This window comes from Nostoc punctiforme PCC 73102, from assembly GCF_000020025.1.
Classification (GTDB): Bacteria; Cyanobacteriota; Cyanobacteriia; order Cyanobacteriales; family Nostocaceae; genus Nostoc; species Nostoc punctiforme.
On record NC_010631.1, the window covers coordinates 24990 to 37194 of the forward strand.

The following is a 12205-nucleotide window of genomic DNA, read 5'->3' on the forward strand; positions in this document are numbered from 1 at the left end:
GGGTATATTTGACTAATTAATATTTTATACCCCATTTAGCCCCCAAGGGGTTATGATAAGCTCTTGAGTTGGGAAAATAAGGGTGAAGTTATTTTATTCTCCTTTCTCTTGCTCTTGCAGATCGCTTGAACAGATAATTTTCAAAAATCAAAGTGTATTACTTTTGTATTTATGTCAAACATTCACACGTTGCAAAAAATTTTTCCTGCGGGTTTCGATAACGGTTACGGAAGCCTCAAACTTTTAGTCGATGGCTTTGAAGTAGTTCGTGTCCCCAGCTATATAACTAATGCCGAGATGGAAGATGTTCCAGGGCGCGTAGTTTTTAACGGTACTGCTTACACAGTTGGAGAGTCAGCTTACCGGACAGGGAATTATTTTGACCGCAACACAGACAATAATGAAAATAAAGTCAACAACGCATTATTGACTTTATTGGGTGCATTGGCACATCTACCACACCGTAAAGCTTGGCACTTAAAATTAGTCGTCAGCTTACATGATGTCGGTCTGGCTGAAGAATTACAAAAAGTACTCAATGGAGAATATCAGCCAATACTTGCTGGCAAACAATCAGACGTAAAAGTAGAAGTGCTGAAAGTTGTACTAGAGGGTATGGGTGCATTGTTTGGGCATCCACTACCAAAAAAATTAACCATTTTAGACTTTGGCAATGGAACAACCCTGTATTCTCGTTATAACCGGGGTCAGCGAGAAGTTCATACTGCTTACCCCATTGGTGTAGAAGTTCTCATCGATGATATTTCCCAAAAAATGAAACATTTGAATGGCGGAAAAATCGGAGATCCATCCAAAATCCGATTTTGTTTGGAAATGGGGCATACCCGATACAGCCGTGACATCGATATCAAAGATATATACAGTGCTTCTTTGAAAGATTGGTATGAAAAATACTTGAAGAAAGTGGTGAATCTGACATTGGATGCCAAGCACCAGGGGGATGAAATCTGGGCGATTGGTGGAGGCTGCCTCTTACCAGGATTTAAGAAGCTATTGGAGAAAAACGGCTTCAAAATCCTGGACAATCCGGTAGAAGCCAATGTCTCTGGGCTTTTAGAGATGGCAAAAACCATTAACAGTAAGAACCCAACTACTACATCTTTTAAGTAAAGTTATAACAATGGCAGATAAAAAAGACTTAGCACCGGAAAAAATTCGCCTCAAAGATAATTACCGAGAGCGCATATTTGCAGAATCGCAAAAACTAGATAAAAGCTACCTGGACACCCTTTACTTTATCGTTGATTGCTATTTTGTTTTCATCAAGGCTGGATTACCTGCACAACTTTTACCTTCCCCACCTATTAATACGGAATCAAACCAACTCACGTCTTGGACTGCAACTCCATTTCCAGAGGAGAAAGAAGAAGAAGATTCTTCAGGGGAAACATTCAGCCTTGATTTTGATTTGTAATCGTCAAAGGAAGTTGGCAACGCTAAAGAAAGGTGATTAGCCCTGAAAGCTTTGCCAGACCTCAACTGTAACCCTCAAATGTAACAATTAATGTAATAATTTTTGCAACTTAATTTTCTTACTTGGGCATTATTCAACTCCAGTAATAACAAAGTTGGACATTTTTTGTTATTCCCGGTAGGATTATTGCTATGAGCCTATCAAGAGGTAGCAGATGAACGTTTCTCTGACCATAGAACTGGAAAAGTGGGTGCAATCCAAAGTTGAAAGCGGTATGTACACTTCGGCTAGTGAAGTGATCCGTGAAGGTCTGCGCCTGCTCAAAGACCAGGATGCCCTCAAAGCAATACGCCTTGCCGAGTTAGGTAGGGAGATACAGCAGGGGATTGATAGCGGAGAATCTACACCGCTAAACATGGATGAAATTATCGAATTGGCGAAACAACAACGGCAGACGAGAGAATCCCCATAATGGCGACAATTCTTATAAAACCGTTAGCACAAGCTGATTTATTGGATATTTGGAATTTTATTGCCAGTGACAGCTTTGATAAAGCAGATCAGCTTCTAAAAAAAATAGACAGTCAGCTTAAAATGTTGGCATCAAACCCCGGTATGGGAAGAAAACGCGATTCCTTAACACCAAATCTGCGGAGTTTTCCAGTAGGGAATTATCTAATTTTCTACCGGACTATAAACCAAGGTATTGAAGTCATTCGTGTTATACATGGGGCAAGAGACATTCAAAGCCTTTTTGAAAAAGATGATGAGTAAGTCGTTTTTCAATAGTTATATTTCTGCCAACACTGCTGCTTTCTCTTTATTACTTGACTTTAGATGTGCTAGACCTCGATTATAAGAAACCTGTGCTTGCTCTAGATTAGCTGTCTCCATAGCGTTGTTCTCCTTTTTTATTGCTGAATAGGGCTATTCTAGGATAAATCTATCTTTGTAAGTCTACTTGTTGTGTTTGAGATTTAGCTAATATTTTATCAATTTGAGTATTAACATCCTCAAAAGTTTGCAATATCTGTGGAGTTAGTTTATTAGTCTGTAGCTGACCAGATTGCAAGTTGAAAATTACCTCCCCATCTTTCTGCGAAATAATTAAATCTCTCTGCTGGGTATTAAAAGCCAAATCATAAATCTTCCCTTGAACTTGAGTACCATTTTCATCAGACTTACCCCAGACCATGCCAATCCTTTGAGCAATTTGAGTCAACCGACTGATGGCTTCAAGCTCAGATGTATCATTATTCATTGCTGTCAGCGCTTGGGCTGAGAATTGCTTACTAACTTTAAACTGATTGGCGACTTCCACAATGCGTTTTTTGTAATTTTCCGGCTTCCCTAACTTATCGGCGGCATTGTACCATTTTCTCAAGTCATCAATAGTAACTGTTGGGGGCTTATCGATCCCTAGAGATTCGGTTTTTGCACTATTAGTAATATCTAGTGTGGGAGGATTAGTCGTCAGTGACAGCTTTGTATCTTTATTAGTATTAGGTGCAGTTTTAGTACTTTGTTGAGATAAAGGCAGTGGCGGTTGTTCTGAAGGTTTCAAAAATTGCGGTCGTGTGGCGAGGGAGTTAATTTTTTGTTGATATTCATTACTTGATTCAATCACAGCCCCAAATTTCTTAGTCATGCTCTCCAAAGTTTTGGCAGGGATAGAGCTATCAACCAGGTGAAATACCGCTAGACCTTTTTTGGTTTCCCCGATCGCATTTTCTATTGGTACTTGCTGATATTCAACATTTTGATTCTTTAACCATTGAGTAACAGTATCAGCTTTGTGATTGTCAACAGCCAAGCCCATAACTCCAAGTTTTTTGTTTGATTGGGTAGAAAATAAGAAAGTAGGACGTTCTTTAATTTGCTGTAGAATTGGCTCACTACTATCAATCATCTGCTGTTGTTGAGGGTTAACTGATTGAGTCCCAAAAGCCTGAAATTCCTTCGTCCATTTCTGGGGATATTCAACGGTATTAGGGTCAATTTGAGCGCAAATCACTGAGAAATTACTTTGAAGGATCGCAGGCGCAGGTGTCAGTTGTCCGGTTTTGAGTAGTCCAAGCTGTCTGAGCGCGTCTTTGTCTTTCTTAAAATGTAATACCCCCAAGGGTTCACCATTGAGAAATACTGCATCTCTAGTTTTTAAAGGTGGCGTTTCGATAGTCAGTTTTCGGTAATCTCGATCCGAGAATGACTGACCAGAAAAATCATAAAAGTTGATTTTATTGATTTTGAGGAGATTCCCATTGGGGGACTCACCCAGCACAAAAGCTTGATCTCCAGCTTCAGAGATAGAAGTAAGTTTCAACTTCAGGGGATTACCATTTTTTAGGTAATCAACTTGTTTTAACTGCTGGATAGAATCACTGTCTAACTCACCCAGAGTCAAAGCATCAAGTTTGATTTTTACTGTTTTATCAGGAATCGGCACAGTGCCAAATTCTAAGTTTATGGGTTCGGCGTTAAAAACAAGTCCTGCATAAGAGAAGTTCTTAAGTTCGCGGATAGTAATTTCAACCGGCTCGTTTCCTGGTAGTCCAATAGTTACTTTGGCAGTAGCAGGTTCTAGCCCAATGAAATTAGCTTGCGCCTTTGTGCCAATTGGTAACATTCCAGCCCTGGTTTCGAGCATGGCGAATTCCTTATATTCGCCGTCAGCATCCTGGACAAACATTAGCCTAGAAACGTGGCGTTCATGTCCCAGTGGGTGATGGCTAGCCCTGATTTCTATAGGATGTTTTTCATGAGCGTTCCAGTCTCGACCCAAAAATTGATTCGCTTCATTATTTAATGTGACTAACTTCGGTTCGCTAAATTGCAGTTCCTCCAAGCGGGAGATAATCTCATTGGCGAAAGCAGCGAAGGCAAAATTAGAGACTTTTTTAGCGATCGCTTGGGGATTTGCGTTTTCTTTTCTTGCAACTTCAAGTTCATCTTGGCGGGATGCACAGATGTTCCAAGCGGCGGCGGCGGATGCAAGTTTTTCTGACTCTGGGATCGAGGCGTAAAATACTTCAGCCGCATCATTTGCCAAGGCAAAGAGTAGTTTAGTTTGGCTTCTGGTAAGTTCTGGTTTTAGTTCTAAGAGTTTAGCTCTTTGCGTGGTTATCCCCGCCTTGAGGTTGTGGTCAGTTACAGATTGCTGGCTAACTGTTCCCAACTGACGGTATACAGGTTTTCCATCTTTATCGATTTCTCCATTAATCTGGGCGACTGCTAGTAATTTGTGGGGGCGTTCGCTACTTGTAAATTTAATTTCTTCTAGGCGAATGTTAAGTGTCTGGGCTTTCCAGATTAGGGGATGCCCGTAACGAGTTAGATTGGTAATTTCGAGTTGGCAAGACTGTGGAGTTTGGATGATTGCTGATGGCCCCTTCTCGGTTTCCCGCCGTCGCTCCATACGTACCGCAGCGTTGAACTTCAGATCGAACTCGTACTTCGCAGCGATCGCTGCAAATTTTTGTTGTGGTGTAAATTCTACTCCTTTGAATAAGTCTTTAAACTGGACTATGGGACGCGATTCTAACTGTGATTGCTGGAAATATTTATTGGTTTGGCTAATCAATAATTCTACTGGTGAGTAGCCCTTTGGTGTTATACCTGTGCTTAAATAAACTGAACGCGACTTTTTATCTTTAATATAGTTAACATCACGATACAAGTAGCGGTTGTTTTCCCTGATTTTATCCATCTCAGGTTTTTTAGCACTTTTGAATAAATCAACCGCTATTTGGTTTTGATAACACCCCTCACCAATCATTTCTCGGTACATCAGGCGGTTAACATCCATCGCCTGTTGAATATTTTCTGGGGTTCTTTCATCCAAAGCAAGTTCAACAAACCCTTGTATATAAGGCTTGTATTCTTCTCGAATTAACTTTGGCTCTTTCTGGCGTTCTTGCTCAAACAGGGTTTCGTAATGGTTAGAAACTTGGTCTAAATAACTTGATTTCTGCTCAAAAGTACCGTAAGTCTTTAGGATTTCTATTTCTGATTCTAGAGCTTCCAATGCAGTAACTTGATTATTAATCACTCCCACGCTGATGCTATCGCTCATGTGGATGGCGATTTTTTCAAAAGGCGGCTGGATTCCAGTTTCAGGATCGTAGAATGATTGTTTTGTGAGCTTAACTGTAGGGGAATAGGCGTTTTGGGGAAGATTTCTTCGCTCTGCCTCTGCTGTTAAATTAGGATATAAGCTAGCTCTTGCCACACCAATGCAGTCACCATCGTAGTCTCGTGCTTGGCGTTCTGATTCAGTTTCTGCTGGATCTATTTCTTCAACATCAATCCCTTGCGCTTCTAACTCTGTAATTCTGGCTTGTATGCGCTTGTGGTCTTCGTCATTGACTACAATTATGCCTTTGAGGTCTTTACCATCTGGCCCGAGTCGATCTTTAACGTGCTTGTTAGCAGACACACACAATCCGTTAGAATTCAGAAAAGGAGAACGGAAGTTAAGAATTTTCTCTTCATTCTTTTCCCATGAAACACAGATTTCACCATTTTTTAAATCTTTGGATGGAATAATCATCCCTCGGTCAAAAGTAAGCGTTTTCCCTAAAGCGATATCTCGCCATTGGCTCTGTACAAACCGACTTAATTCCTGTTTAACTTTTTCCGTTTCTAATAACTGCTGATGACCCAACAAGTCAGCTTTGATGAGCTTGTACATGAACAAGTCATCTTTAGTACCCTCGTCATCTAATTCTTCATCTGCATCTAAGTCATCATTTGTCCCTAAGTTTTTAACATCTGCTTCAAGGCTAGTAAGTTCTCCTATTTTTAATTTACTTTGGTTCAATGATTCTTTGCGTTTTTCATATTTTTCACAATAGTCAGCAGCAACTATTCTTGGGTCATCTTGAATAGAGGCTAGTTTTTCAGCTTGTAGCTCTAATTCTTCGGCAAAATCTTTAATTCCTTGGGGGAAAGATGCTAAGAGTTGAGAGATAGACATTTGACCTTGCTGTGATTGTCCTTTTTCAGCCAACCAAATATTTTGCTGATATAATCCTGGCTTAATCTGTGGTTTAGTCGCCCTTGTTGGTCTGTCCTTATCTGTTCCCTTAAAACTACTTATGGGGAGAATTATATCTATTTTTGGTTTATTTTTAGGATCTGCATATTTGATTTTATCAAGCTTGTATGGTCGCAGTGTCCCTTTTCCAAAACGATATTTAGTAGTATCTTCTCCGTCTCCTTCTACCCAACCAAATCGATGCTGAATAACACGGTAGCTTTTATCTTGCTGTGATTGTCTTAAAGTTAGCTTGTCATAAAGTTGGGTTGAAATTTGTCCATAACAGTCACCAACTAGTTTATATGCTAAATCATTTGATAATATTCCTCCGTTTTCACCCCTGTTTTCAGTAGAATCATCTACTACCAAAATGTTTAGCTTTTCGTGAATCGCATTTTTACAATTCCCCAGGAAGATGGAACCATAAGCACCCCTGTCTTTACTGTCTGGACAAATTTTTTGAATCGTTTCTAAACATTCTTTTTCTCCATAAAGTAAGCGGGTCTTAGAAGATAATAATAAAATGTATCCATCTGGATGATTCCTTAAATTCTCGTCTGTACTGTATTCATCTGAGTGCCCAAAGGAAAACTCTTTGTTAGGGAAATATGATTCTAGTAAAGTATTACTGAGCTTTTCAGTTAAAATTGATTGAGGACTAGTCTGATTATCATCTACATAAATCCATTGATTTAGCCTGGGGTCGAAATGCTTGAATTCTAGAGTCATAAAATTGGCATTTTGATGAACATTAATTAAATTTTTGAGAGGTTGTTATGTCGAGAATAAAGCGTTGGGTAAATATGAATAAAAGAGAATTCAACTCAGATGGAAGTTTGAAGGATGAAGCCCGACAACAAATGTTGGCTACAGGAATGAGTAACGAAGCAATTAATGACTATGCTCTCTCGTTGAAAGAAGAATACGACGAATGGAAGCACCTGGATCAGACTGACCCAGAGCCGTGGCCAATCTACACAGCCTACGATTTCTTCACTGAACAAGAGAAAAAGGAATTTAACCGTGATGGTTCTCTCAGACCTGAATATGTAGAATACGCTCGTAAAATTGGCATCAGTGAAAGTGCTTTGGAACACCAAGAGTGGCGTAAGAGAAACGAAGTCGAGAATTATGATGCTGTATCTGCCGAACATGCAGAACAAGGCATTAACTTTGGTGAAGAACGGATGAAAGAAAGGATTGAAGACAGCAGAACATACGCTCAACGCCGCCGCCAAATGGAACAGGACTTGCGGAACTTTGAGCCGGAAGATAGCTTGCCTTTTGATAAAAACACTTCCTATTAAAGTAGGTGAGTTACGCTGTCAAGAAAGTTTTTATCCATCAAATGCAGTGATTTTACCTGAATATGTGAAAGAAAGCGCTCGCCTCACCTTGGGCATGAAAGTAAATATTTATAAACTGCCTTTTTACTTCGTTGACTTGAAAGATTTTAGAGATTGTTGATGGAGTACCATAGTCAGTAATCGCAGTGCAGTAAATAAATATACCGCCCTGTCATTGAGTTTATCTATGATGTTTTTTACTGTGTGGTGGGGTGTTTTTTGATAATTCTTTGCCAAGAGATAATTCCGACGAAGAATTATTAGATATTGGTGAAGTAGCTATTTTATATATGGCAAAACAGCAAGAAATAGCGACTATTGAGATTAAAGTAGCCTGACCAATTATTTGCCAGCAGTTGAAAGTCAGTTGAGGCTGAACTCGCTTAAAGAAAACAGACTCCAACTTCTGGTGAGTCGTACAATTTTTCAAGTACTCCAAAACTTGCAGACATTGAGAGATATCTTCGCCTTTATGTACTTTTTGGCACAGCAGAATTTCTAAGCGTTCAATGCGACGTTCGGGAGTAGATAAATTAATATCGTCCCAATCATCCCAAAGTTTAATTTCTTTTAGTTCGTTCATAACTTCATCCCTCTATCAAACTATTGATGCTGTTCCGAATGGCACGCTTGTTAAGCGTTCGTTAACCCTTGGTATTACTGGTTTTGGGGTGTAGGGAATTAGGAACAACTTGGTTTTGTCTAGCGGACTAAAATTCAATTTTTATTAACACTACACCCAACACCCTGCCCTGACGATATTTCACATGAGTCTTCATGCCATTCGATGCTGTTCCAAAGATAGGGAAAACTAAAACAGACAGTTTCTCTTTCCCCAAAACTTAATTATCTGCGCCGTTTAGGTTTACTCTTATTGCGCTCATACTCAGCAATAATATCCTTGGTCTGTTGTGGAAGAATCACACTTTTATTGTTAAATCGCATTTGATATACCAGATAACAGGGACTTTTGGGATCAGGACAGGAAAGATTTGTTGGCAGATTAATGATTGTTACTCCTGCAAAAGTCGCAGAAGCTAACATGGCAGAGCCAAAAAAGAAAATACCAGAGCGGCCAGAACCGACCCAACCACCGAGCCAAAAAACAAGTCCTTTGAACTGTTCAAAGCGTTTTTGACGAAGTTTTTGACGTTCTAGTTGTGCTTCGTTCCATGCCTGTATTTTTTCCAGCTTGTAGGCAGCTAATTTATTGGCTTTAGCATCGGAGGCTTTTTCAACTTGAATATCAATAGTGCGTTCTTTGGCTGCAATTTCTTGTTTTAATCGGTATTCGTTCCATTCTCTAATGCGTTGGGCGACAGCATCGGCGTGGGCGAAGAAGATGGTAAGGGTGTCGTCTCCCAAGTCACTCCAGATAACTGTAGCCTCTGCTGCTTTTTTTCGGCGATTCTCGCCATGATTCTTTCTTCTAATTGAGCGAAGAGGTTATTTTCAGAATCGCTCTGTTGTAATTTCAGTGCAACATTTTTCAGGTAAAGTGATTGAACTAACTCTGGGGCTTCTTCAGCCTGAGCAGCAGTAATTTTATCAATCAAGCTAGATAAATCTTCTCTTGCCGCTACAGCTTTTTCACTAACATTCTCAATCACTGCATCTAATTTTAATTGTTGAGAATTTTCGCTTTTACCTAGAGTTGTTAAGCTGGCTGCAACTTCTTCAAAGGATTTGTTTTGCTCTTTTATTGATTTGTAGGTTTCAAGAAAGCGTTCGCACTCATCTGGGCTATACTCATCTTGCTCAGATAGTCCGCAGACTTGGAGAATTATTAAAGCCTGAGAAAGTGCGATTTTATAGCCTCTTTCACGAGCAATAACTAGTAATTCAGTGATATCTAATGGTAATTGGCCTTTCTTCCCTTGTTTTTTCCCCCCATTCTTCGTTGATGATGAGGAATTGCCCTGAGTTTCTGACAGTGCATTGTCAACAACTGGAGATAATAGAGCCATTACTTCTTCATCATTTCCACCCTGCTCAATTAAGGTGCGACATTCACGAAACCTGTCTGCATCATTCTCGGTATATAACTCTTTTTCAGGTATCCCACTCAAGCGTAAAGTCCGGCTAATTTCGGATGGTGAGAGGTTGTTAAAAAGTTCTTGTGGTTGATACATAATCATGCACTCCTAGTTAAAAAGCCTGAAACGAGATATTTGCGTTAATGAAAAAGATGCTAAGAAAGGAGCAATGCGTCAAATCAATTCAAAAAATAGTCAGTCCTAAAAAGGATTTAACCAGTCAGTTTCCGACTCCAATTCTTCTGGTACGGGAGTTCTGGCTATTTGTAATGGTTCTTTGACTGAAGTTCTGGATATTGGTAATGGTGATGATTGTATTAGTTGTAATGGTTGTGATTGATTAGAGGCTACTGCAATCATTGGCATTCCTTGAGAGGGGATTTCTCCCAGCAGTCCCATCAGATATGAAGAGTGGAGTTGAAGGCGGTAAAGACAAGCACGAATGTGTGGCTCTAAATTCACGGATTGATCCGCAGCTTGATAAGCTAAAGGAAGCCAATAGCTGCTGATAGCAATCATCGCCATATCTTTAGCAGGATAAAGAGTATTTCTGGAGTTTAGATACTTAATTACCACGGCTTCGGAACTATCAGCCTTAACTCTACTTCGTAAGCGAAACTCAACATCTGAAAACATTCTAATATTCCTCTCTTCACAAGCAAATTACTATTACGAATTACGTTAGCGTAGCGGTAGCGACGCAGGAGCGTCATTACGAATTATGAAATATAGCGTGTTGGTAACGAAACAATCCATATACATCAGTGAAACGCAAGCACAAGGCATCTTTTTTAATCGGCAGGTTAAAAGCTAAACGCACATCCTCTGATAATTCTGCTGCCCATGAAATGTCGGTATGAGTAAACAAATTTTTCAACTCCGAACCTAAATATTCCGACGTTCCACCACCAATAATGACTTGCTCAATATGGGCAGGAATATTAATTTTGAGCCAAGTGGATACCTTTTCCCAGTATTCTTTACGAGATAAGTCAGCCACTTCAATAATTTGTGCTATTTCCTCAACCTGAAAATCAGACTTTTTGCTCCGAGCCAAAGGTTTGCAGTATCTCGGTTTCAATGTCGGGCCTGATAGATGAACAGCCTTTAACAGTTCGTGTAAGTTTTGCCCTGATGTTCGGCTTTTGATTCTCTCCAGCATCCACGCCAAGCCCAATCCTTCCGTCTTTCCAGTTGAGATACCACGCTCAAAGATTACGGCTGATATATCCCGAAAACCCAGCATCACCACAGCAATGTTCATTTTATTGAAATCTGTGCCAAGTTTTTTACTTCGCGTCAATATCAGTCCCCCACCTTCGGGCAAGCACTGAAAGTTAATCAGATTTATACAAAATTGTTTCCCTCGAAAGCTAAAGCTAGACAGTGCCTTAGTTAAACCCCTCTCCAATCTCTCTCTATCTTCCCACTCCCCATAAGGCAATAGCAGTCCCAAGGATAAATCAAAGTTTGCCTTCAAAGAATCTCTAATCGCTATTGCCCCCACTGCTGCCAAAGTTTTTGGAATCGCGTTCTCATACTTGAGTTCTAAAAAATTGATTCGCGCTTCAAAATACTTTTGTGCCAAAAACCCAACCGCATAATATTCTTCGTTGTACTCTATCCACGCTTCATTCTCTGGATTGGGCCGATTCATTTGCCCAGACTCATATAAATCCAACGAATCTTTGGAAATCTTAATTAACTCTGGTTCCATACACAGCAATTCTGACTTGTACGAAATCTCCGAGAGAACACGATAAACCATCTTCGTCATTGAAGTTCCCGGATCAAGACTCAACATTAAATCCACAAGAAAATTTCTCCCTGTTTTTGACCCTTTTTTTGTCTATCTAATTGATAATTACTCTCAACTTGAACCGCCCAAACCGTGATTTTTTCCACATTTACGAAGAAATATTACAGTTTTCGCAATACTCTTTGGCTTTTCATAAATTCGTGCATCTGATAGAAAATCTCCACAAAATCTCTCAATTCCCAATTTTCACCAATTACATTCAACATCTCCCAATATCTAAACAATATCTCCCAAATCTCTAATTCATTTCTTACCTTTTCAACTATTCAACATCATTTAGTCACAAAATTCTCATTAGCTTAATATTTTCCAACAATTCCTAAGACTTCCCAAGACTTCCTAGCACTTCCTGATACTTCCCAATTTCCTCAAGGATTCTCCCAATTATCTAGTAATTAGCTTCAAGAACCACAACCCCTGTAATCCATCTTTTTCTGACGCACAGTACGCCATATTTGGCGGAAAGAATGCTCGACTTTTTGCTATATTAAATGACAGGAGAGTTGGGGAAATAAAATTTTGTTTTGGTCA

The 12205-nt window shown here is 39.7% G+C and carries 11 protein-coding genes; 5 read left to right on the forward strand and 6 right to left on the reverse strand.

All coding sequences use genetic code 11. The annotated features are described in order from the left end of the window. The first annotated feature begins 171 nt into the window (after window positions 1-171). The 4 genes from NPUN_RS33875 (at window position 172) to NPUN_RS33890 (ending at window position 2209) form a co-directional block, all read left to right on the forward strand. Window positions 172-1131, forward strand: coding sequence for a ParM/StbA family protein (locus NPUN_RS33875; RefSeq protein ID WP_012412933.1), 960 nt, complete (start codon window positions 172-174; stop codon window positions 1129-1131). A 10-nt stretch (window positions 1132-1141) separates the two neighbouring features. Further along, a complete protein-coding gene (locus NPUN_RS33880) occupies window positions 1142-1435 on the forward strand; it encodes a hypothetical protein (protein WP_012412934.1) in 294 nt (97 codons plus the stop codon). 214 nt (window positions 1436-1649) lie between these two features. Beyond that, window positions 1650-1907 (forward strand): type II toxin-antitoxin system ParD family antitoxin, encoded by a 258-nt coding sequence (locus tag NPUN_RS33885; protein ID WP_012412935.1) that lies wholly within the window; start codon window positions 1650-1652, stop codon window positions 1905-1907. Continuing rightward, on the forward strand, window positions 1907-2209 hold the full coding sequence (locus NPUN_RS33890; RefSeq protein ID WP_012412936.1) for a type II toxin-antitoxin system RelE/ParE family toxin: 303 nt from the start codon (window positions 1907-1909) through the stop codon (window positions 2207-2209). The genes NPUN_RS33885 and NPUN_RS33890 overlap by 1 nt, the downstream gene beginning before the upstream one ends. Before the next feature lie 169 nt (window positions 2210-2378). Here the strand turns inward: NPUN_RS33890 and NPUN_RS33895 are convergent, their stop codons facing one another. Then, window positions 2379-7202 (reverse strand): hypothetical protein, encoded by a 4824-nt coding sequence (locus NPUN_RS33895; RefSeq protein ID WP_012412937.1) that lies wholly within the window; start codon window positions 7200-7202, stop codon window positions 2379-2381. A 47-nt stretch (window positions 7203-7249) separates the two neighbouring features. On the opposite strand from NPUN_RS33895, the gene NPUN_RS33900 reads away from it, so the two are divergent. Next, window positions 7250-7780 carry a hypothetical protein gene (locus tag NPUN_RS33900; RefSeq protein WP_041566571.1) on the forward strand — a complete coding sequence of 177 codons (531 nt, stop codon included), beginning with the start codon at window positions 7250-7252 and terminating at the stop codon, window positions 7778-7780. 220 nt (window positions 7781-8000) lie between these two features. Here NPUN_RS33900 and NPUN_RS33905 read toward each other — a convergent pair whose 3' ends face one another. The 5 genes from NPUN_RS33905 to NPUN_RS33925 form a co-directional block, all read right to left on the reverse strand. Next, window positions 8001-8402, reverse strand: coding sequence for a hypothetical protein (locus NPUN_RS33905; protein ID WP_012412939.1), 402 nt, complete (start codon window positions 8400-8402; stop codon window positions 8001-8003). A gap of 263 nt (window positions 8403-8665) precedes the next feature. Next, complete coding sequence (locus tag NPUN_RS33910; protein WP_012412940.1) at window positions 8666-9184, reverse strand: hypothetical protein; 519 nt, start codon at window positions 9182-9184, stop codon at window positions 8666-8668. Next, window positions 9100-9951, reverse strand: a complete 852-nt coding sequence (locus tag NPUN_RS33915; protein WP_012412941.1) for a hypothetical protein — start codon at window positions 9949-9951, stop codon at window positions 9100-9102. Before NPUN_RS33915 ends, NPUN_RS33910 begins: the two co-directional genes overlap by 85 nt. A gap of 105 nt (window positions 9952-10056) precedes the next feature. Next, the gene (locus NPUN_RS33920; RefSeq protein ID WP_012412942.1) at window positions 10057-10491 is read right to left on the reverse strand and encodes a hypothetical protein; all 435 of its coding nucleotides are present in this window, start codon (window positions 10489-10491) and stop codon (window positions 10057-10059) included. Window positions 10492-10567: 76 nt separating this feature from the next. Next, window positions 10568-11659 (reverse strand): ParM/StbA family protein, encoded by a 1092-nt coding sequence (locus NPUN_RS33925; protein WP_041566572.1) that lies wholly within the window; start codon window positions 11657-11659, stop codon window positions 10568-10570. Between the last annotated feature and the right edge of the window lie 546 nt (window positions 11660-12205).

Excerpts from the sequence above, each read along its gene's own strand:
- NPUN_RS33875 (WP_012412933.1), top strand. The coding sequence starts at position 172 with ATGTCAAACATTCACACGTTGCAAAAAATTTTTCCTGCGGGTTTCGAT.
- NPUN_RS33880 (WP_012412934.1), top strand. The coding sequence starts at position 1,142 with ATGGCAGATAAAAAAGACTTAGCACCGGAAAAAATTCGCCTCAAAGAT.
- NPUN_RS33885 (WP_012412935.1), top strand. The coding sequence starts at position 1,650 with ATGAACGTTTCTCTGACCATAGAACTGGAAAAGTGGGTGCAATCCAAA.
- NPUN_RS33890 (WP_012412936.1), top strand. The coding sequence starts at position 1,907 with ATGGCGACAATTCTTATAAAACCGTTAGCACAAGCTGATTTATTGGAT.
- NPUN_RS33895 (WP_012412937.1), bottom strand. The coding sequence starts at position 7,202 with ATGACTCTAGAATTCAAGCATTTCGACCCCAGGCTAAATCAATGGATT.
- NPUN_RS33900 (WP_041566571.1), top strand. The coding sequence starts at position 7,250 with ATGTCGAGAATAAAGCGTTGGGTAAATATGAATAAAAGAGAATTCAAC.
- NPUN_RS33905 (WP_012412939.1), bottom strand. The coding sequence starts at position 8,402 with ATGAACGAACTAAAAGAAATTAAACTTTGGGATGATTGGGACGATATT.
- NPUN_RS33915 (WP_012412941.1), bottom strand. The coding sequence starts at position 9,951 with ATGTATCAACCACAAGAACTTTTTAACAACCTCTCACCATCCGAAATT.
- NPUN_RS33920 (WP_012412942.1), bottom strand. The coding sequence starts at position 10,491 with ATGTTTTCAGATGTTGAGTTTCGCTTACGAAGTAGAGTTAAGGCTGAT.
- NPUN_RS33925 (WP_041566572.1), bottom strand. The coding sequence starts at position 11,659 with ATGTTGAGTCTTGATCCGGGAACTTCAATGACGAAGATGGTTTATCGT.